The sequence below is a fragment of the Sporosarcina sp. FSL K6-2383 genome (genome assembly GCF_038618305.1).
Lineage (GTDB): Bacteria > Bacillota > Bacilli > Bacillales_A > Planococcaceae > Sporosarcina.
In genome coordinates this window covers 2822186-2842502 of sequence record NZ_CP152017.1, presented here as the reverse complement: position 1 = coordinate 2842502, position 20317 = coordinate 2822186, and the positions used below count along the sequence as shown (strand labels likewise).

At 39.4% G+C, this 20317-nt stretch carries 20 protein-coding genes; 13 read left to right on the top strand and 7 right to left on the bottom strand.

Annotated features, from left to right (window positions below):
- Nucleotides 1-264 precede the first annotated feature (264 nt).
- Complete coding sequence (locus MKZ10_RS14020) at nucleotides 265-1641, top strand: S-layer homology domain-containing protein (protein ID WP_342505560.1); 1377 nt, start codon at nucleotides 265-267, stop codon at nucleotides 1639-1641.
- 52 nt (nucleotides 1642-1693) lie between these two features.
- Here MKZ10_RS14020 and MKZ10_RS14015 read toward each other — a convergent pair whose 3' ends face one another.
- The gene (locus tag MKZ10_RS14015; protein WP_342505559.1) at nucleotides 1694-2491 is read right to left on the bottom strand and encodes a histidinol-phosphatase HisJ family protein; all 798 of its coding nucleotides are present in this window, start codon (nucleotides 2489-2491) and stop codon (nucleotides 1694-1696) included.
- A 97-nt stretch (nucleotides 2492-2588) separates the two neighbouring features.
- Between MKZ10_RS14015 and hisZ the strand changes: the two genes are divergently transcribed.
- From hisZ to rlmN, 11 genes are all read left to right on the top strand, one after another.
- Nucleotides 2589-3830: an ATP phosphoribosyltransferase regulatory subunit gene (gene hisZ / locus MKZ10_RS14010; protein ID WP_342505558.1), complete on the top strand. Its 1242-nt coding sequence runs from the start codon at nucleotides 2589-2591 to the stop codon at nucleotides 3828-3830.
- Nucleotides 3827-4453, top strand: coding sequence for an ATP phosphoribosyltransferase (hisG, locus tag MKZ10_RS14005; protein WP_342505557.1), 627 nt, complete (start codon nucleotides 3827-3829; stop codon nucleotides 4451-4453). The genes hisZ and hisG overlap by 4 nt, the downstream gene beginning before the upstream one ends.
- A 7-nt stretch (nucleotides 4454-4460) precedes the next feature.
- A complete protein-coding gene (gene hisD / locus MKZ10_RS14000) occupies nucleotides 4461-5747 on the top strand; it encodes a histidinol dehydrogenase (protein ID WP_342505556.1) in 1287 nt (428 codons plus the stop codon).
- Nucleotides 5740-6324: an imidazoleglycerol-phosphate dehydratase HisB gene (gene hisB, locus MKZ10_RS13995; protein WP_342505555.1), complete on the top strand. Its 585-nt coding sequence runs from the start codon at nucleotides 5740-5742 to the stop codon at nucleotides 6322-6324. The genes hisD and hisB overlap by 8 nt, the downstream gene beginning before the upstream one ends.
- Nucleotides 6325-6473: 149 nt before the next feature.
- Nucleotides 6474-7196 carry a 1-(5-phosphoribosyl)-5-[(5-phosphoribosylamino)methylideneamino]imidazole-4-carboxamide isomerase gene (gene hisA, locus MKZ10_RS13990; RefSeq protein ID WP_342505554.1) on the top strand — a complete coding sequence of 241 codons (723 nt, stop codon included), beginning with the start codon at nucleotides 6474-6476 and terminating at the stop codon, nucleotides 7194-7196.
- Nucleotides 7186-7932 carry an imidazole glycerol phosphate synthase subunit HisF gene (gene hisF, locus MKZ10_RS13985; protein ID WP_342505553.1) on the top strand — a complete coding sequence of 249 codons (747 nt, stop codon included), beginning with the start codon at nucleotides 7186-7188 and terminating at the stop codon, nucleotides 7930-7932. The genes hisA and hisF overlap by 11 nt, the downstream gene beginning before the upstream one ends.
- A 205-nt stretch (nucleotides 7933-8137) precedes the next feature.
- A complete protein-coding gene (gene hisIE, locus MKZ10_RS13980) occupies nucleotides 8138-8779 on the top strand; it encodes a bifunctional phosphoribosyl-AMP cyclohydrolase/phosphoribosyl-ATP diphosphatase HisIE (RefSeq protein WP_342505552.1) in 642 nt (213 codons plus the stop codon).
- Nucleotides 8772-9827, top strand: coding sequence for a histidinol-phosphate transaminase (gene hisC, locus MKZ10_RS13975; RefSeq protein ID WP_342505551.1), 1056 nt, complete (start codon nucleotides 8772-8774; stop codon nucleotides 9825-9827). The genes hisIE and hisC overlap by 8 nt, the downstream gene beginning before the upstream one ends.
- 716 nt (nucleotides 9828-10543) lie before the next feature.
- Nucleotides 10544-11716, top strand: coding sequence for an ATP-grasp domain-containing protein (locus MKZ10_RS13970; RefSeq protein WP_342505550.1), 1173 nt, complete (start codon nucleotides 10544-10546; stop codon nucleotides 11714-11716).
- 19 nt (nucleotides 11717-11735) lie between these two features.
- On the top strand, nucleotides 11736-13418 hold the full coding sequence (locus MKZ10_RS13965) for a HAMP domain-containing methyl-accepting chemotaxis protein (protein ID WP_342505549.1): 1683 nt from the start codon (nucleotides 11736-11738) through the stop codon (nucleotides 13416-13418).
- A 79-nt stretch (nucleotides 13419-13497) separates the two neighbouring features.
- A complete protein-coding gene (rlmN, locus tag MKZ10_RS13960) occupies nucleotides 13498-14562 on the top strand; it encodes a 23S rRNA (adenine(2503)-C(2))-methyltransferase RlmN (protein ID WP_342505548.1) in 1065 nt (354 codons plus the stop codon).
- A 50-nt stretch (nucleotides 14563-14612) separates the two neighbouring features.
- On the opposite strand, the gene MKZ10_RS13955 is transcribed toward rlmN, so the two are convergent.
- From MKZ10_RS13955 to MKZ10_RS13945, 3 genes are all read right to left on the bottom strand, one after another.
- Nucleotides 14613-14981, bottom strand: a complete 369-nt coding sequence (locus MKZ10_RS13955; protein WP_342505547.1) for a hypothetical protein — start codon at nucleotides 14979-14981, stop codon at nucleotides 14613-14615.
- 166 nt (nucleotides 14982-15147) lie between these two features.
- Nucleotides 15148-15444: a hypothetical protein gene (locus MKZ10_RS13950; RefSeq protein WP_342505546.1), complete on the bottom strand. Its 297-nt coding sequence runs from the start codon at nucleotides 15442-15444 to the stop codon at nucleotides 15148-15150.
- A gap of 66 nt (nucleotides 15445-15510) precedes the next feature.
- A complete protein-coding gene (locus MKZ10_RS13945) occupies nucleotides 15511-16329 on the bottom strand; it encodes a GNAT family N-acetyltransferase (RefSeq protein WP_342505545.1) in 819 nt (272 codons plus the stop codon).
- Nucleotides 16330-16634: 305 nt separating this feature from the next.
- Here MKZ10_RS13945 and MKZ10_RS13940 point away from each other — a divergent pair, with 305 nt between their 5' ends.
- Nucleotides 16635-17279: a VTT domain-containing protein gene (locus MKZ10_RS13940; RefSeq protein WP_342505544.1), complete on the top strand. Its 645-nt coding sequence runs from the start codon at nucleotides 16635-16637 to the stop codon at nucleotides 17277-17279.
- Nucleotides 17280-17315: 36 nt separating this feature from the next.
- Here MKZ10_RS13940 and MKZ10_RS13935 read toward each other — a convergent pair whose 3' ends face one another.
- Genes MKZ10_RS13935 through MKZ10_RS13925 form a run of 3 tightly spaced genes read right to left on the bottom strand, consistent with a single transcriptional unit; the run spans nucleotide 17316 to nucleotide 19981 of the window.
- Entirely contained in the window at nucleotides 17316-17888 is a 573-nt protein-coding gene (locus tag MKZ10_RS13935; RefSeq protein WP_342505543.1) for an SCO family protein, read from the bottom strand.
- A 1-nt stretch (nucleotide 17889) separates the two neighbouring features.
- Entirely contained in the window at nucleotides 17890-19305 is a 1416-nt protein-coding gene (locus MKZ10_RS13930) for a HAMP domain-containing sensor histidine kinase (RefSeq protein WP_342505542.1), read from the bottom strand.
- Between the two features lies 1 nt (nucleotide 19306).
- Complete coding sequence (locus MKZ10_RS13925; RefSeq protein ID WP_342505541.1) at nucleotides 19307-19981, bottom strand: response regulator transcription factor; 675 nt, start codon at nucleotides 19979-19981, stop codon at nucleotides 19307-19309.
- Nucleotides 19982-20317 lie beyond the last annotated feature (336 nt).

Genomic DNA, 20317 nt, shown 5'->3' with positions numbered 1-20317 from the left:
TTTAGCTTTTTTTAAAAAAGTGAATAACATAAGAACAATAGGGTATTCAAGATGAATTTGATATTTGATAATGGAAAGTAATGGGGAAGAACTATAATTCATATTCGGAACACGTCGGCCTATGTCGATGTGTTTTTTTTATTTGTGAAGGGAAATTATTATTCTATGTCGAATTAGAAAGTGATGAGCTTATTTTGTGTTTTACGCTATAGGATGAATATTGTAGTAATTAATTTACCAAATATAAAAACAGGAGGTACATGAATGAAGAAGTTCAGATTTAGCTTATTATTTGTTGTTGCTCTCATGTTTCAAATGTTGGTCATCCCGTATCATTTTTCAGCAGATGAACTAGATACGAATGCACCAACTATTGATTATCTAGCACTAGGAGATTCATTGACTGTGGGAATTAGTCCGTACAATGAATTAGGGAGAAGTTATGCAGATTTCTTGGCGGACGGGCTGTATGCTAAGGGAGATTTGAAGTCATTTAATAAAGGTTTTTCGTATCCAGGCTATAAAACAACGGATGTATTGAGTGATATTCAGCAGAATGTAACGAAAGACATTTTGGGAATCGGTTCTGTAGAAAAGACAGCTACACTTCAGCAGTCTATCAAAGATGCTGAGCTTATCACGATTAGCGCGGGTGCTAATGATATATTACCACTTCTTAAACAAGACCAAACGACTGGCAAGATGATTGTCGATCAGATGGAGTTAGTAAGGACACTTCAGCAGATTGGAGCCAACTACAAGGCAATTATGGTGCAGATTAGCCAATTAAATCCTGATGCACAAGTGTATGTAATGGGTTATTATAATCCATTTCCCTATATGTCGGAGGATTTACAACCAATGCTCAACCAGTTACTTACTACTTTGAATAAGACCATTGCAACAGGCCTTGGGGGGACACAGGCTATCCTAGTCCCAACAGGTGATGCCATCGCGGTAGACTATAAGACTTATCTTCCTAATCCAGAAAATATTCACTTGAGTGAAGCAGGCTATAAAGTCATTATGGAACAATTTTGGACAGTTATAGAAAGCTCGAATGCAGAGGTTCCAGAGGTAATTGCTCCGAAACCGGCACTGTTCACGGATACTGCCGGACACGGATTGAGGGTGTATATTGAACAGGCTGCAACGGCTGGGATTGTGGGTGGCTATGCAGATGGCACATTTAAGCCTAATCAAAACCTGAAGCGTGTACAAGCCACAAGTATAATTGTTCAAGCGCTAGGTTTGACAACAGATGAGATTGCGCCGTTCGATGATATCGTTAAGTATGCAGATAAAACAAAAGCAGACATCAATGCAGCCTATAAATATGGAATTATAAAAGGAAGTAATGGTAAATTTAAACCGAATGATACAATCACACGTGCTCAACTTGCTTTAATGATTGGGCGTGCCTATGAGTTGAAAACAGGAGTGCCATATAAAAGCTTCCAAGCAGTACCATTTTCTGACGTAGGAAGCTACAATGCAGAAACGGTCAATGCGATTTCGATGCTCCATGAATTGAATATTGCAAATGGCTTCGAGGGCAAGTTTATGCCGAATAATCCAACAACACGTGCACATGCTGCGAAAATGTTCGTTCATTTTATATCGCTTAGTCAAAGTGAATAATAGAATGTGAAAAACGGTCCAATCTTCTCTATAGAAGACGGACCGTTTTTTATCATAATAAACGTGAAATCGCATGAAACTCCGGGCGTTGCTCTTCAAACGTTGTAATATAGTCGAATCCAACTGATTGTAGCAATTGCAGGGATTCACGGAATTGGAAGGCGATATCATCGGGCTTATGTGCGTCAGAGCCAAGTGTAATAATTTCACCACCGCTTTGTTTGTAGAGCTTTAAAATATCGTCACTCGGCATGCCGTTCGATAATCCATACCGAACGCCCGATGTATTCAACTCAATGCCTTTGCCTTCAGGGATGATAACCTTGAAAATCTCCCGCAATTCATCATGAAAAGGATTATCGCAATGCTGTTTTGTATAGCGTTTGACAAGGTCAGCATGTCCGAGAATATTAAATTGTTTGTAGTTTTGGACACAATATAATAATTCTCCATAATAAATACCATACGATTCTTCGAGGGTTTTATTCTCAAAAAATTCACCGAAATGCAGCCCTTTTTTCTCAACGGTATGCATAGAGCAGATGATGAAATCAAATGTTTCCTTGTCCATGAGTACCTTGTATTGGTCTAGAATATGGGGCTGTACACCGATTTCAACGCCTTTTTGAATGCGAATACGTCCTTCGTATTGCTGCTGCATATCTTTGATTTTTTGGGTGTATTGCTGTTTATCGAAATCAAAAATGAAGTCTTCATAGGGGTAGTCATAGTCAATATGCTCCGTGAAACAAATTTTTGTCAGTCCTTTTTGAATAGCCGCTTCGATCATTTCCTCCATTGGAACTGGGCAATCAGCTGAAAAGGAACTATGTACATGATAATCAAACATAAAAAAACTCATCTCCTCGTGTTGACATTTCGTCTGTATACCCTTATAGTACTAAATAACTTTAGTGTAGTAAAGTGATAAAGTAGAGGTGTTGGAATTGGTCAGAAATGAAGTGTATCCCGAACGTATATTAGTAGACAATGAAAAAGTAGAACGAATAATTAAGACCATTAACAAACGATTTACAACGTACGGTTATAAACGGATTAAAACATCAGCCTTTGAGCAATATGATTTATATTCTAAAGTAAATAGTTCGATTAATCAAAATGAAATGATTAAGGTTATTGATCATACGGGGCAAGTGTTGGTATTGCGGCCAGATGTAACGATTCCTATTACGCGAGAATTGGCGGAGAATTATCCTAATCTAGCAGATGAGCTACGTTATTTCTATGTACAAGAAGTATTTCGTCAGCCAGTGGATCGCAATGATAGTATTGAAAGTACGCAAGCTGGGGTTGAATATTTTTGCCAAAGCTCGGCCGAAGCAGATGCCGAAGTGATTGCACTTGCTTGTCATACAATGAAGGATTTAGGATTTATGGATATTAAAATTGAAATTGGTCATACAGCCTTTTTCAATGAACTGGTGCAAGATTTGCCGTTAACAGTGCAACAAATTAAGCAGTTGAAGACGCTCATTCAAGCGAAAAATGTGGTAGAAATTGGTCCATTCCTTCAACGACTGAACATTGACGAGGGAGTGCGGGATGCCATTGAGCGAATTCCATTACTCTACGGTAACCCGATGGAAGTGAGCGAACGTGCACAGGGGATTGACTTGACGCCGAAAATGCAAGAGACACTCGATTATTTACTAGAAGTCTACCGCATATTGAAAATGTATGGGTTAGAACAATATATTGTTAGCGATTTAGGACTAATCAATGATATGGGCTATTATTCGGGTGTTGTTTTCCAAGGCTATGTTGGAAGGTTTGGGAAGCCGGTGTTAATGGGCGGACGCTATGATCGATTAGGTGATGAATTTGGAGCGACATTGCCGGCTATTGGCTTTGCTTGTGAGATTGAATCTTTGGTCAAGGCGACGGAGAGTAGAGAAGTGAGTAGTCGTTTTCCGATTGATGTCAAAATCATTTATGATGATACGCAGTTGGAACAGGCCATTGCTATTGCGAATGAATTACGGGAGCGCAATTATAGTGTATTGTCTTTTTCGGAGCAGAAGAAGCAAGTCAATCGCCAGCAAAGTGTGTATACCATTCAGCTCGAAAAGGATAGTAATCGACTGATTTATAGAGAGAAGACGATTCCATTTATCGATTTGAAAGAGGTTTTGGATTTACTTGTAGGGGTTAAGGGGGCGACACAATGACACATCTTACTGTCGCGATGGCGAAAGGGCGCACCGCTGATCAGGCGTTAGCATTTTTGGATAAGGCCGGTGTTCGATTTTCAGAGTTTCATGATGGAAGTAGAAAATTAGTCATTTTCGATGATGCTGATAAAGTAAAGCTTATTTTTGTAAAGGCTGTGGATGTGCCTGTATACGTAGAAAAAGGGGCGGCGGATATTGGCATTGTGGGCAAGGATACCATAATGGAAGATCCTGTGGATGTCTATGAGCTATTGGATCTTGGCATTGGAAAATGTCAGCTGGCAGTAGCAGGATTTCCAGATAAAGAGTTTTCGAGCAGTACATCATTGGTCGTAGCATCCAAATATCCTGCTGTGGCAAAAGACTATTTTGAAGGTAAAGGCATTCGGGTTGAAACGATTAAATTGAATGGTTCAGTCGAATTGGCGCCACTGATTGGTATGTCTGATGTCATCGTGGATATTGTTGAATCAGGTGCAACATTAAGGGAAAATGGCTTGGTTGTCTTAGAGGAGATTGCCGATGTTAGTGCACGTTTGATTGTCAATAAGGCGAGTTATGCAACAAAAACGACTCAAATTCAGCAGTTTATCTCAGACTTAAAAGTGGCATTGGAGTGATGGGTTCATGCGAATTGTAACTGTGGCACAATATAATGATGAAAACAGTCAGGCGAATGCTGTGCAACATAACGACCTCGATTTCGATAAAACTGTGCTTGGAATTATCGGAACAGTTCGTGAAAATGGGGATGCGGCATTAAGGAGTTATACCGAGCAATTCGATGGGGTACAGCTGGAACAGCTCATCGTGACAGAAGAAGAGTTTGAGGAAGCACAGACGCTTATTACGGAAGAGTTTCTTCAGGCATTAAGAAAAGCGAAGAATAATATCTCTGCATTCCATGAAGAACAGAAAGAGAAATCCTGGTTTGTGAATCAAGATAAAGGGATTGTTCTTGGACAGAAAGTGACGCCTCTTGAGAGTGTAGGCATTTATGTACCAGGCGGCAAAGCGGCATATCCTTCAACGGTTCTGATGAATGCTCTACCAGCGAAAATCGCAGGTGTGGGGCGCATTGCGATGGTGACGCCGCCGCAGCGAGACGGTAAAGTGAATCCGCATGTCCTTGTGGCAGCACGGGAAGCGGGTGTCGATGTTGTCTATAAAGTTGGCGGTGCACAAGCAATTGCGGCGTTAGCCTATGGCACGGAAACGGTAGAAGAAGTAGTGAAGATTACAGGACCGGGAAATGCCTATGTGGCACGTGCGAAAAAATGGGTATTTGGGGATGTCGCGATTGATATGATTGCGGGTCCAAGTGAAATTTGTGTTGTAGCGGATGATACGGCGGTGGCGGAGTATGTGGCTGCTGATTTGCTATCACAAGCGGAGCATGACGAGCGAGCGACAGCGATTTGTGTGACGACGAGCTCAGCATTTGCCGAAGCTCTTCAACAGCAAGTGACCAAACAAATGGAGCAGGCAGATCGCAAGGGTATCATTGAAGCATCTATTACGGATAACGGCCGTATTTTGCTTGTTGATTCATTGGAAGAGGCCTATCAATTTGTTAATGAATTGGCACCGGAGCATTTACAACTCATGGTGGAAAATCCGATGGAGCAATTGGCGTTCATTCATAATGCGGGGGCTATTTTCTTAGGAAATTATTCACCAGAAGCATTGGGCGATTATATGGCGGGACCGAATCATACGTTGCCAACAAGTGGAACATCGGCATTTTCTTCGCCACTAGGCGTTTATGATTTTATGAAAAAATCAAGTATTATCCAGTACACAGCGCAAGCGTTGCAAGACGTTGCGGATGACATTATAACGATTGCGAATGCAGAAGGCTTAACGGCCCATGCAAATTCGATTCAAGTAAGAAAGGCGGGATACAATGCGTAGTAAATCGATTTCAAGGCAAACGGCAGAAACGAAAATTAAGCTAGACTTCGCAATTGATGGCAGCGGGGAAACAGATATTCAAACAGGTGTAGGTTTTTTCGATCATATGCTGACATTATTCACGAAGCATGGACGATTTGATTTAAAGGTTGATTGTGATGGTGATACAGAAGTGGACCAGCATCATTCAGTTGAAGATATTGGCATCGTATTAGGACAAGCATTTTATGATACCATTGGCACGAAAGAAGGCATCGAGCGCTATGCGACAGTGTCAACGCCGATGGACGAGGCGCTTTCCACGGTTTCACTTGATATTAGCGGACGTTCGTATCTTGTTTTCAATGTTGAAGGTATGAAGGATAAAGTCGGCGATTTCGATACCGAACTTGTGGAAGAATTTTTTCTAGCATTTACGAATAACGCGAAAATCAACTTACACATCAATTTACAATATGGCAAAAACACACACCATATTATCGAATCGATTTTCAAAGGCTTCGGCAGAGCATTGCGGGTTGCAAGTACGATTAACCCAGATGTAAAAGGTGTGCCATCTACAAAAGGCGTGCTGTAAAGCATCCGGAGCGAAGATATTGGCGTTCACCGGCTGTTTATTGGCGCTTACAGATGACTTATTGGCGTTCAGGACCAAGTTATTGGCGCTTACAGTCAACTTATTGGCGAATTAGGACTTTACTACCGATAGAAAAAGGGGGCATCATCATGATTTTATTTCCAGCCATCGATATTCGAGATGGGAAATGTGTTCGATTGATTCAAGGAGATTACGATCAAGAAATTATTTACAACGATTCACCAACTGCGATGGCGAAAGAGTGGGAACAGCAAGGTGCTGCTTATATCCATGTTGTGGATTTGGACGGGGCAAAAACGGGTAATTCATCGAACAAAGAAGCCATTCGAGCGATTGCGGCGAGTGTATCTGTCCCTGTGCAAGTCGGTGGAGGCATTCGGAATATGGAAATTGTTGACGCACATATTGCTTCAGGTGTCAGTCGAGTGATTATCGGAACAGCAGCTATCCAAGATCAGCAATTTCTAAAAGAAGCTGTTGAAAAATATGGCGACAAAATTGCAGTGTCCATCGATGCAAGGGGTGGATTTGTGGCGACAGATGGCTGGACAGAGTTGAGTGATGTCAAAGCAGTCGACCTGCTGCAACAGCTAGTGGAAATTGGCGTTCAAACAGTTGTCTATACAGATATTTTGAAAGATGGCATGTTGCAAGGGCCTAATCTAGTTGAATTAGAAATGATGAATAATGCGTCGAGCATTGATATTATCGCATCAGGTGGAGTTTCTACGGAGCAAGATATTGCAAAATTACGCGAATTAAATATGTACGGAGCAATTATTGGCAAAGCGTTATACGAAGGCAAATTATCCTTAATCAAACTATTGGAGGACGACAACGATGGCAAGTAATCGAATTATTCCATGCTTAGATTTTGATAACGGTAAGGTTGTAAAAGGCAAGAAATTTCTTGAGGTGAAAGAAGTGGCAGATCCACTCACACTGGCTCGAAAATATGTAGCGGACGGTGCAGATGAACTGGTATTTTACGATATTGCCGCGTCAACGAATAACCGCGCCATGTTTCTCGATTTGATTGCTGAAATTGCGAATGAAGTGCCGATTCCATTTATCGTCGGTGGTGGTATTCGGACGATTGAAGATATTCAAAAGGTTTTTGATGCCGGTGGCGATAAAGTATCCATCAATAGTGCAGCGCTAACGAATCCATCTTTAATTGAAGAGGCGGCGAAAAAATTCGGTTCTGAACGAATTATCCTATCAATGGATGTCAACGAAGTAGGGCCTGGTAAATGGTCGGTATTTGCCAAGGGGGGTATGGAAGATACGGGGATGGATGCCATTGAGTGGGCGATAAGAGCTGAACAACTTGGCGCTGGAGAATTAGTCGTCAACAGTATTGGCGAAGACGGCGTTAAGGACGGTTATAACCTCGAATTGACACGCACGATTGCAGAGGCCGTCACGATTCCTGTCATTGCCAGCGGTGGTGCAGGTAAGCCTGAGCACTTCCATACCGTATTGACGGAAGGGAAAGCTGACGCAGCACTTGCAGCATCCGTTTTCCATTTTGAAGATATTCACATTGGCGAATTAAAACAATACTTATCTAAATTCAGCCGATAACGACCACTTCCATAAGTCGTGTAGTGAATAAGAATAGCTTTTCATTCAGTTGAAGTCCAAACTTCGGCTGAATCTAGATAAAGCCTCCGGCGGATGTCACGGATTTTTAGGGGAACTTTTCGAGTAAGCTCGAAAAAAATCCGGACGCAATCACTCCGAGGCGTAATTGATTTAAACAAAATACATCTGTTGGGAATGACTAACTATGACAATCGAAATCGACAAACTGACATTTGATAATAACGGGTTAATTCCTGCCATCGTTCAAGATGACCGGACAGGAAAGGTCCTGATGCTCGCTTATATGAATGAAGAGGCATTGCAAAAAACGATTGATACGAAAGAAACGTGGTTTTACAGTCGCTCTAGACAGGAACTATGGAATAAAGGCGCAACATCTGGCAATCGTCAACAAGTCCAACGCTTGTTGTTCGATTGTGACCAAGATGCGATTTTAGTCCAAGTTATACCACAAGGCCCGGCTTGTCATACAGGCGAAGAGACTTGCTTCTATAAGAAGGCTTTTGAACAAACGACATCAAGCCGAGAAGTCGTGCAGGAAGTAGTAGATGAGATTAAAGAACGTCACAATAATCCCGTAGAAGGCTCGTACACAACGTATTTATTCCGCGAAGGGCTAGATAAAATCCTGAAAAAAGTTGGGGAAGAAACAACTGAAGTTGTCATTGGTGCGAAAAATCGTGACAAAGCAGAGGTGACGAGTGAGCTAGCGGATTTAACCTATCACTCGCTCGTATTAATGGAAGAACTTGGTGTGACGGTGGCAGATGTCAAAAATGAATTGCGAAAAAGACGGCCAAATCGTGAAGTGTTGCGCGATGAGTAAATTTTGGAGCAGTATGGTGAAGCGAACGGAGCCTTATGTACCAGGTGAACAAGTAAATCAACAGAAGATTGTGAAGCTCAATACGAATGAAAACCCGTATCCGCCAAGTCCGAAAGTGATGGAGGCCATTCGTGGAGAAATGGAGCGTAATCTTCAATTGTATCCATCTCCCACCGCAGATGATTTGCGTGAGACGATTGGGCGGCAGTATGGACTAACTGCCGATGAAGTGTTCGTTGGCAATGGATCAGACGAAGTATTGGCATTTTCTTTTATGGCCTTTTTTGAGCCGGGTCAGCCCATCCGTTTTCCAGACGTTACATACAGTTTTTATCCGGTGTACGCCAAGCTGTTTGATATTCCATATGAAGAAGTTCCATTAAATAGGGATTTCACATTGCAGATTGACAAGTTCTTTCAATCAAAGGGTGGTGTCATTTTGCCGAACCCGAATGCACCGACGAGTCTCTATGCTGAACTGGATACTATTGAAGAGATTGTGAAAAATAATCCCGATCGAGTAGTGATCATTGATGAGGCTTATATTGATTTTGCAGCAAAATCCGTGGCAGAATTGATTCAGCAATACGATAATCTACTCGTCGTTCAGACGACATCGAAATCGCGTTCGTTAGCAGGATTGCGTGTTGGTTTCGCAATGGGCAATCATTCGTTGATAGATGCGCTCATTCGCATTAAAGATTCTTTCAACTCCTATACATTAGATCGACTGGCACTTGTCGGAGCTAAGGCTGCATTTGAAGATGAAGCTTATTTTAAGGAGATAACTGCGAAGATTATTGCTACGCGCAACGAGACAACTGTTGCGTTAAAGCAACTTGGATTTGCCGTCCTACCTTCGCAAGCAAATTTCATTTTTGCTTCTCATAGTTCTGTTTCAGCAGAGCGTCTATACAATGAATTGAAAAAAGAAGGTGTACTTGTTAGGTACTTCAACAAGCCGGGGATTGATAATTATTTACGGATGACCATTGGTACGGATGAGCAGATGGAGCGATTGCTAGAGAAATTGACAGAGATATTATAAGCTTTAACCAGAACCAACAGAGAGTCGAAACTCCCTGTTGGTTCTGGTTAGGTCTGTGGCAGATGTCACAAATTTTCACTTGATTTGAGGTGTAATAAAATAATGTTAGTAGTTCAAAAAACATCAACTCTCACTGAAAAACGTGAAAGTTGGTGTTTTTTGCATTCATCATTGAGTTTCGTTGAAAGTGTAGCATGTTTGGTGGTAACTATTTTGAAATTTGAATATTGTGTGTCTGATCATAATGAATATATTTGGAGAATACATAGTTTTTGATGGGAGATTTTTACATATATTGGATTCCGAGCGTGCTGTCATGTGTTTTTATTATTTATGGCTTATTCCATATTTAAATGATTTACAAAGGAATAAGCCGGAATAGAAGGATTTTAAAATAATAAATAATACTTTAATATGTTTTTATTTTAAAAATACTAAAATAGTAATATGAAAAAATTACATTAGTCAACAAAAAAATATTAATTCAAAAAATATCAAATAATGGTTCTTTAATACAATATATAGCAATTATTGTACTGAGTAGGTATGATGATAGGAGCTATTAACTGCATATTTTTTAGTAATTGGCAGGTCTTTTGGATTAAAGTTATCTATTTTAAAAGTCTTTAGATACTGTCGAGAAATACTAATTATATGAGCGGATAGCAATCCGAATATAGTAATTTAACAAAGAAAAACAAAATAAGGAGAATAAAATGATCATACTAGACAAGCCTTATGTATCAGCTCTACTTTCTTCAACTTTACAACGGTTGGATGTTCCGGTTTTAAAATTAGGAGATGTAAAGGTCCCAGAGGAGGAAAAACTTACTTTACTCGATGGGGATTTATTTTTTGAACAATTAGAGAATTTGTCTGCTCCACTGTTATTTAATTCAGAAAATGGTCTGACCATGTTAACGAAGTACTTGCCTGAGAGTAAATTCGCCGAGTGGACATCATTGTTTAAAAACAAAGCGGAATTTAGAAGAAGAATGACGAAGATTTATCCCTCATTCTATTTTAGGGAGGTTTCTATTCGAGATTTATATGAGTTATCCCTAGATTCAATCCCATTTCCTATTATCATTAAACCGATTATTGGATATTCCAGCGTAGGGGTTTACAGAATAGATTGCATTGGGGACTGGTATAGTACTGTTGAGAAGTTAATAGCCGATATTAACCACTCCGCATCGGCGTACCCTAGTGATGTAATAGATAGTCAAACTGTCATCATAGAAGAACTTATTCAAGGGGAAGAGTATGCAATTGATGCATATTTTACTAAGGAAGGGAAACCAGTCATTTTAAATTTATTCCAGCGAATGTTTGCTAATGACAGAGACATGAGTGACCGTATTTATTACACGAGTAAACAAGTGTTAAAAGAGACACTTATTCCAATTACTAATTTTTTGGAAAAGCTTAGAAATATTGATTCGCTTGCGTCATTCCCACTCCATTTTGAAGTTAGGATAACGAAAGACGGGAAAGTCGTACCAATTGAAGTGAATCCATTCCGTTTTGCAGGTATCGGTACGACAGAACTAGGTGTACATGCTTACGGAGTAAATGTCTATGACTATTATTTCAACCAGTTAGAACCAAATTGGGAAGAGAAAATAGAAGCTATGGATGATGGGATTTACAGTTTTCTTTGCGCGGAATTTGACCCATCCATTTCGCTTGAATCCATTCAAGCAGTGGACCATGAGCGTTTTCAACAACAGTTCGAGGAAATCCTTGAATATAGACATATGGATTACAAGGAGTATCCTATTTTTTCAGTTGTATTTTTTAAACAGTATACATGGGATGAAAATAAACGTTTACTTGCACTTGATTTAAGTAATTTTATTTCGCATTTAGAACCACAGCTTATATAACTATTTAGGAGGAATTAATTTGTTTAAACAAAAGGGATCAATCAGAACAAAAATAATGCTTGGAACAATTATTCCAATTGCGATAGTAGCCCTATTATTTAGTGTGATTTTTTACCTTCAGACAACATCTATTGTCAATAAGAACGTTATTCCACAGTTTGAAAGATTGCTAAGTTCAAACTTAGTTGACTTAAAGAATAATATTGATGCAAAGATGATCAATGAGGCAAAGACAAATCAACAGGTTCATGGAGAATTAGTGGATATCATCAATAAATCTCGTGATACAAGTGGTTTTGAAAATGTTTATATTATGAGTAAGGTTGATAGTGAGGATGTAATTCTTGCTCTATCTGACTCGGAAGACTATCTGACGCCCTATGCATTTAAGGATGAACAAAATGATGCGCTAACTATTAATCAGCCATTGATTAGTGAAATTTATGAGGATGAGTATGGTGTACACAAATCAATCTATTTACATATAGAAGGTACCGATTCTATTATCGGGTTGGATCAGGATGCAAAATTTATCCCTGATTTAAAACGTACAATCTTATTTATTAGTATCGCGTTAGCGCTAGGGGCATTATTGCTGGGCGGTATAATTTCTTATATTGTATCTACAAAAATTACGAAGCCAGTTCAGCAATTAGTTAGGTTTACGGAAATCGTGGCTGAAGGTGACTTAACAAAGAAAGTCAGTGTGAAAAGTCAAGATGAAATTGGTCATCTTGCATACAGTTTCGGTAACATGCAGCAAGAACTGAAAAATACCATTGAACATGTCAATACAGCGACGGATAATGTAATCACTTCCTCTGAGGAAATGACTTATAGTGCGGAGCAAATGACAGAAGTAGTCAATCATACGACGATTATGACGCAGGAAGTATCAACTACGAGTGATACGTTAGCAAGTAGTGCGTCACAAAATTTGCTAGCACTTGAACAAATCACAATAGGTATTCAAGAAATAGCAGATGCCTCTATGAAAGTAACTGAAGAATCGATAGATGCATCCCATGAAGCTGAGCAGGGAAATCACCTGATTGTAGATTCGATTAAAGGAATTGATACGATAACGGGCTCAGTTGAAATCTCTATGGCTATTACTCAACAAATGAATACAAGGTCTAATGAAGTTGGGCAAATTATAAATATTATTACGGCAATTTCAGATCAAATCAATCTACTAGCGCTGAATGCTGCGATTGAAGCGGCACGTGCAGGAGAAGCAGGAAAAGGATTTAGTGTAGTTGCGGATGAAGTGAGAAAGCTTGCAGAGCAATCTGCGTCTTCAGCGAACCAAATTAGTGCTCTAGTGAAGGAAATTCAAAATGATTCACAAAGTTCTGTGACAGCTATGACGAAAGTATTCGAGGATGTAGAACGTGAAACTGAAATTGTACATGAAGCGGGTAAATCGTTTACGAGCATTTTGAATCGTATTTCTCAAATTACAGAAAAAAATCAATCTGTCTCTGCGACAATTCAGGAAATATCCGCTAGTTCTGAAGAAATACTTGCTTCTACAAATGAAACTGCTCACTCATTAGAAGAGACATCTTCTCATACACAAAATATTGCCGCTTCAATGGAAGAGCAATTGGCTTCGATGGAAGAAATGGTTGGAACGACAACGACACTGAATGAGATGGCTATCAACTTAAAAGACCAAGTGAAGAAATTTACAATATAAAAACTAAATTAGTTGTTCCATATCCCCATTTCTTGTAGTATAATATGTGAATTGTATTTTTTTGAAATGAGGAGTATTAATGAAAAATTCTATATACGGTTTAACAATAGAACAATTAACAGAATGGCTACTCGCACAAGGGAATAAAAAATACCGTGCGGCGCAAATTTGGGACTGGTTATATAAGAAAAGAGTCAAGAACTTTGCAGATATGAAAAATATCAATCAAGAGCTTATTCAATTATTGGATGACAATTTTGTAATCCAAACATTGGAGCAAACGGTGAAGCAAGAGTCGGCTGATGGCACGATTAAGTTCCTTTTTAAAATGCGTGACGGAAACTTAATTGAAACAGTGCTGATGAAATTCCCTTATGGTCAATCGGTTTGTGTTACGACGCAAGTTGGTTGTAATATCGGCTGTAGTTTCTGCGCAAGTGGTTTATTGAAAAAGAGCCGTGATTTAACCGCAGGAGAAATTGTGGAACAAATTATGGAAGTACAGCATCATCTTGATGCAAAAGAGCAAGATGAGCGCGTCAGCCACATTGTCGTCATGGGGATTGGAGAACCATTTGATAACTATATGAATCTGATGAATTTCCTCCGTGTTGTCAATGACCAAAAAGGATTATGCATTGGAGCACGCCATATTACGGTATCAACAAGTGGAAATCCGCAAAAAATCAGAGAGTTTGCCAATGAAAATATTCAGGTGAACCTGGCAGTTTCTTTACACGCACCGAATAATGATCTGCGCACACGTATTATGAAAATTAATAAAGCATTCCCGATCGAATCATTGATGGATTCCATTGATTATTATTTAGAAACTACCAATCGTCGCATTACGTTCGAATACATTATGCTACAAGATGTCAATGACCATGTTGTAGAGGCGCAACAATTAGGAAAACTACTTGAAAATAAGCGTCATCTATCCTATGTCAACTTGATTCCTTACAACCCGGTTGATGAACATGACCAATATCGCCGTAGTACACCAGAAGCGATTGATGCATTTTACAAAGCACTTCGCAAAAAAGGTATTAACGGCGGGGTCCGTCTTGAACAGGGGACAGATATTGACGCGGCATGTGGACAATTACGAAGTAAGCAGATTAAGAAAGAAAAAGTTGTTTGATTCGATAAATAACAAAAACGCATCCAATGTTCATTCGGATGCGTTTTTTGTTATTTATTTTTCCGCGTAAGAATGACAACGGCTTGGACCATAAAGGCGATACCTAATCCGAATGAAGTGATGATGAATAAAGACAAAATGCCTGCTAAGTCACCAAAACCATCTGTATTCATCAAGAAATTACGGAAAAGCTCTATAAATCCAAGTGCGACAGCAATGATGAAAATACGAAAAGCAATTTTCAATTTGTAAAATAACAATAGGGAAGAAAAAGTACCGACAATTAATCCGAATATCGCAAACGCCAAATAATTTTTCCATTCAAGTTCTTGTCCTAATACGGTGCGTACACCGAGTATAAGAAGAACAAAAGACGTTAGTCCTGCAAAAAAACCAATCTTCCACAATTTACTATCCATAAACTGCACCTACCTTCCATACTATCATACCGAATGAAGGGGAGATTATGCCACTGAATACGTCGTATTGTCAAAAAGTCGGAACAATGAAAATCCCATTCGACTTAGGGAATGGGATTAAAGTATAAATATTTCTTCGCGATGATAGTTAGTTTACCTTTAAGCCTTAATCACGTAATTTTTTATACGATTGAATGAAGTGAGTAGGATCTGCATCCACTTCATACATAAAGACACCTTGATTGGTATGCAGATAAAAGAGTCCAGCCCCGCCAGAGAAAGGCTTATACGACATATCCAAAACCTGCTTAAATTTGAAGCTGTTTTTTGTGGTTGAAATTGAATCTGCGTATAGATGAATGTAGTGAGTGGTGCGATTTGTTGTTTGATCATACCAACCCGCAATACGCTCGACAAGATGATACGTAATCGTGCAGATGGCTTGATGATTTTGTTCATGCATAGGTGATCCCTCCCCTGTTAAGATACCCATGTCGGATAGAGCTAAGCCTATTCTAACGTTTTTTTGTTAGTTCCACAAATAATAATCCTGAGCTTGGGCAGCCTTGAAGCCGATTGATTCATAAAGTCGAAGAGCATGATTGTTTTTTGCCTCAACATCAAGTCCAATGCTATATCCAGCCTCGTGCTGTTGCTTGACTATGTTGCGAAGTGCTTTCCCGCCATAGCCTTTTCCTTGAAACTCCGGCAAGATGGCAAAACCATAGATATATGCTTCGCCATCTATTTTACTCACACGAATTTTTCCGACATCAGTACCATCAGCCACGATAATGAAGCGATATTCTTCTGTTCGATTTTTAATGGCATCATGATGATGCTGTGCATCTTCTTCACTCATTTCGAATGATAGGACGTCAAGCTGTATTTCAAAGGAAGCATCGGAGGGCAATGATTGCCGTATTAAGATATCCGTACTCTCTTTCAGCGATTGCTGCACCCACTGCATCTGAAACTCTGAAAATTCATATATGCATGGTTGAGTTGCAATCCACTCCTTAGCAGATAAGGAGGAGGCCGGTGCATTCAATAAAATTTTCTGAAAACCTTTTTCTTCAATCACTTGAAGTGCTTGTTGCCAAAGGTTTGAAAAGTGACGCTTTCTTCTTTCACTTGGTTTGACCATCCCACAAACTTCTACTGATGAGCCGAAGCCATATAAAGCTAAGTAAGCAAGAAGTTGTCCGTTTTCTTCATAGAAAAAATCCATAGTCAGATCATCTCTTTGCCGTAGCATATCCCAGTTTAGTTTTAGTTGAATCGTATCGGCTTGTTCACATTCTTTTTGAAGAGCCTCAATTGCGTGTAATTGTTCTAGTGTTAGCATGTTTTTACCCCTCAATCATAAGATACTATTACTATATACGAAAAAATGGAGGAGTGGTCAATTAATCTGTTTCGTGACAACCTCAGTAGAAAGAAGTATGATGAAAAAGGTTGTTTTAACATTATTCAGCCACTGCTTTTGTACTGAAGACGAAATACCTGCTGATAAAGGGAACTCAGGGTAAGTTTGCGTCGTCCTTTATTAATGGTTGTGTAACGGAGCTCAATTCAAAATTGGTGTGTAATTACGCCGAGACACGTTTGACACAACTGATTTAACAAATAATCGTGAAAGTGAGTACATACATGACAATTATTCAGAACTTAATTAGCTTTATTTTGCATATCGATCAGCATTTGGTTGAAATCATTCAACAATTTGGCACATGGTCGTACGTCATTTTATTTTTAATCGTTTTTGTGGAGACAGGTATTGTTATTTTTCCTTTTTTACCAGGTGATTCTTTATTATTTGCTAGTGGTGCACTTGCTGCAATGGATGCCTTCAACATTGTCCTTCTTGTAATTATATTCTTTACAGCAGCGGTCATAGGCGATACGGTAAACTATCAAATTGGTAAAAGAGTAGGGATGGCAATCTCACCGAATAGCTTTATGGGCAGAATGATCAATCAAGAGAAAATGACCAAGGCTCAGAACTTCTTTAATCGACATGGTGGTAAAACAATCGTAATCGCACGCTTTATGCCGTTTATCCGCACGTTTATCCCATTTGTTGCAGGGGCTAGTCGCATGAATTATGGTTATTTCTTTTTATATAATGTTTTGGGCGCAGCTCTTTGGGTAGGGATTTGTACGATCGCAGGCTATTTCTTTGGCAATTATCCCCTCATTAAAGAGAATTTTTCAACAGTCATTTTACTTATTATTTTTGTATCTGTTTTACCTGTTCTGATAAGTATTGTGAAATCTCGTATGCAAAAAAAATAGTAAAACAGCTCTTGGATTGAGATCCAAGAGCTGTTTTTATCGTGTTTGAATTTTTTTTATGTCTTTCATTAATTCTTTGGCATAGGAAGTATTCACATAATTATATTCTTTGATAAGAACCCCTTGCTGATCGATCAGGTAAAAGTTAGTACCGTGAAGAACTTGATTGGATGATTCAGGTTTAATAATGATGGTTTTGAATTCATCCATCGCAAATTTTTCTATTTCTTGTTGAGAATAGCCAGTGAGCATATGCCAGTTAGACTCGTCATCTGAATATTGACGGATGTAATCCTTTAATACTTCAGGTGAATCGACTAAAGGATCTACCGTAAAGCTTACAAACTCAACTTCTAAGTCTTGTTCTTTAAATTGTTGTTGCAATTCAGCTGCTTCAAACATCATCGGTAGGCAGACAGTCTGACATTCGGTGAAGATGAAATCGGCAATCCAAATCTTACCGGATAATTCATCTGTTCCAAAAGTTTGTCCATCTTGATCTGTAAAAGAGAAAGCTGACACCGGCTTACTCATTAAAGGTTTGGTACCACAGGCTGATAGTAGTAGCAGGAAGACGATGGAAAAGAGCAAACCATTTATTTTTTTCATATTAAATATCTTCCTTCTCTTCGGTTGGTAAACCAGGTAATTGAATCGTAACGGTCGTTCCTATTACAGAATCACTGGTTATCGTAAATTGTCCATTGTGTAGGCGAATGATTTCTTTGACGATTGTGATGCCTAAGCCAGTTCCACCCGTTGTGCGGGTTCGTGCTTTGTCAGTCCGGAAAAAGCGTTCGCCTATCCGTTTCAAATCCACTTCGTTAATATGTGTTCCTTTATTCGTCAGTCTGAATTGAACAAAGTCGTCTTTGTCTTTCAGCGTGATAGCGATCGTCCCATTGGCAACGGAATACTTAATGGCATTGTCGATTGTATTGTAAAAGACTTGCTGAACTCTTTTTGAGTCGCCCATAATAATGAGGTCTTCACCAATATTTAAATCCAAACGCAAATTTTTCTCAGTGAAATGAATTGCGAAAAGATCGATTGTATCAACAAGAAGTTGAGCGATAGCGATAGGTTGTCTATCGATGATATACATATCTTCCTGTAAATGATTCAGTTCGATTAAATCATTGATAAGCTTGTTGAGTCGTATTGTTTCTTTCTCAATAGTCGTCAAATAATTTTCAGCTTCTTCTGGTGATGAATAGATTTTTTCCTTTAGCACATGCGTATAGCCCCCGATATACGTTAATGGGGTGCGTAGCTCATGGACAATATTGGAGATAAATTCCTTCTTACGTATCTCTTGCTGCTCTAACGACTGACTCATAGAGTTGAATGCCTGAGTCAATTGACCGAGCTCATCTTGACTAACGGTTTCAATCCGATTGGAATAATTCCCCTTCGATACTTCAACAGAAAGTCGCTGTAGCTCTTGAATCGGCTTGAATAAAGATTGCCAGACACGATTGACTGCAAGAAAAAGCAAGAAGAAAAATAAGACACCCACAATGATTAGAAGGGGAATACTTTCCTGGAATACGTCTTGAATAGCTGCAAGTGGTACATAAATATAGATGAAGCCAAGAAGCCCGTCTTCGCCTTTGATTGGGAAAATTGCCCCAATTATTTCGCGATCAAGCTCTTCGACAAACCCTTCTTTCATAACGAAGGTCCCTTGTTCTAAAATGACTTGGTCATCTGCGTCAATAAGCGTTTCGTAATTGATTTTATATGGGAATGAAGTCGTGAGCTCCTCCAAATTATCGACAACAATAATTTCATATTCTGAAATGACGTTATACCATTGGATTTTGTCAATGATATCCTCACTTAATTCTCCATAATGATAATGAGCTGCTGTTTTTTGACCTTGATAGATGATAGATTCCTCAATACTTGCTAAATACAATTTTGAATATAAATAGTAAATGAAGAAAAAGGAAAATAAAATAGAAAAGCCAATACTGGCACCAAGCACGATTAAGATTTTTTTACTTAGTGTTAAATTTTTCATCTCACACCTCGAATTTATAGCCGAGACCCCAAACGGTTTCAATCAGATCGCCTTCATCGCCCATTTTAAGGCGTAACGTCTTGATATGCGTATCGACAGTCCGTGCGCTGCTCTGGTGATCCTCACCCCAAATCAACTGAAGTAGCTGTTCACGCGTATAAACGCGCCCTTTGTTCTTCACAAGTAAATGAAGCATACCAAATTCCTTTGGTGTTAAGGATAGTTGTGTCCCGTTCAGGGTCACTGTGTGTGCATCAGTGTCGACAATAATAGGTCCGACCTTCAAAATATCAGCTAGGGGTTTATTTTGATACGAGCGTCTTAACACAGACTCGACCCTTGCTAGCAACTCGTCAGGTAAGAAAGGTTTGACAATATAATCATCTCCACCAAGCTTCAAGCCTTGTACTTTGTCCCATTCCTCCCCTTTTGCAGATAAAAAAATCAATGGAACGTTAGAGCTACGCTTCACTTCACGTGCAAAGGTAAAGCCGTCCATATAGGGCATCATCACATCGACAATTAATAATTGGGGAGCTGTTTTATCGATTAAAAACAGCGCGTGTACACCATCTGTCGCTTCGACAACGGTGTAGCCTTCTTTTTCCAACAAAGTACGGATTAATTGTCTCATTTGTTCTTCATCGTCTATAATCATAATCGTTGATTTATTCATAAAATAACCTCGTTTCGCTTGATTTAGCGGAATTATCCACTTCAAAATAAGTCACGGATGGATGCTAACATGTATTTAAATTAGAGGGAATCCAAATTCCCCGCTAATTCAAGCTAAGCCTCCGGCGGATGTCACAAAAAGAAGGCAGTCTAGGTTCGCGACATCCTGAAAGGAAGTGCCTTAATTTCTGCAAAGAACGCAGAAATATGGCAAATCGAACCCTTTGCTGTTCGATTCGCAACGACTGCATACCCGCGTCCTGCGGGCACAATTACGCCGAGGCGTAATTGATAAAAGAGATTTATCCATCCATTATGTTCTCAAAAAGATGTGAAG